Origin of the sequence: Saccharomonospora iraqiensis subsp. paurometabolica YIM 90007 (assembly GCF_000231035.2) — a bacterium.
In the GTDB taxonomy this organism is placed as follows: domain Bacteria; phylum Actinomycetota; class Actinomycetes; order Mycobacteriales; family Pseudonocardiaceae; genus Saccharomonospora; species Saccharomonospora paurometabolica.
The window spans coordinates 34,237-34,911 of record NZ_KI912238.1 but is presented as its reverse complement, the minus strand read 5'-3'; the positions used below and the strand labels follow the sequence as shown (position 1 = coordinate 34,911).

General features: G+C 75.6%; 1 protein-coding gene. It reads left to right on the top strand.

The window, feature by feature from the left end; all coding sequences use genetic code 11:
- Positions 1 to 411, top strand: a 411-nt coding sequence (locus SACPADRAFT_RS27350; RefSeq protein WP_007027873.1) for a DegV family protein, incomplete at its 5' end; no start/stop codon positions are given.
- Positions 412 to 675: the final 264 nt, after the last annotated feature.

Sequence of the window (675 nt, the reverse complement as noted above, 5' to 3'; positions counted from 1 at the left end):
GCCGTGGCCACGGCCGGGCGGTCGGCGACGCTGTTCGCCGTGGAGACCCTGGAGCACCTGCGGCGCGGCGGCCGGATCGGGCACGCCGCGGCCCTGTTCGGCACCGCGCTGGCGGTGAAGCCGGTGCTGCACATGGCCGAGGGCGAGATCCGACCGCTGGAGAAGGTCCGGACGATGCAGCGCGCGGTCGGCAGGCTCGTGGACCTGGCCGGTGCGGCGGCCGGTGACGGGGAGGTCGAGCTGGCCGTGCACCACCTGGGGACCCCGGAACGGGCCGCACGGCTGGCGTCCCGGCTGGACGAGTGCCTGCCTTCCCCGGGCGGGTGTGTGGTGTCGGAGCTGGGCGCGGTGATCGGTGCGCACACCGGACCGGGCGTGCTCGGCGTGGTGGTGCAACGCTCTGCCGGCTGACCCGCGGCAGACCCGGCCGTCGGGCGACGAACGGACCGTTCGTGTGCCGGTTGTGCACAGCCTCGCCGCTGTCCACAGCGCCGGGAATTCGACCTGCCGCGTCGCTTCCGTGCTCCCTAGCGTCGACAGCGTGGTCGAGACAGCACGGGACCGGTCGCGGACCGGTGAGACGGCGCGGACCGGTGAGACGGCGCGGACCGGTGAGACGGCGCGGACCGGTGAGACGGCGCGGACCGCCGCGGGGGACGAGGTCGCGGACCCGGC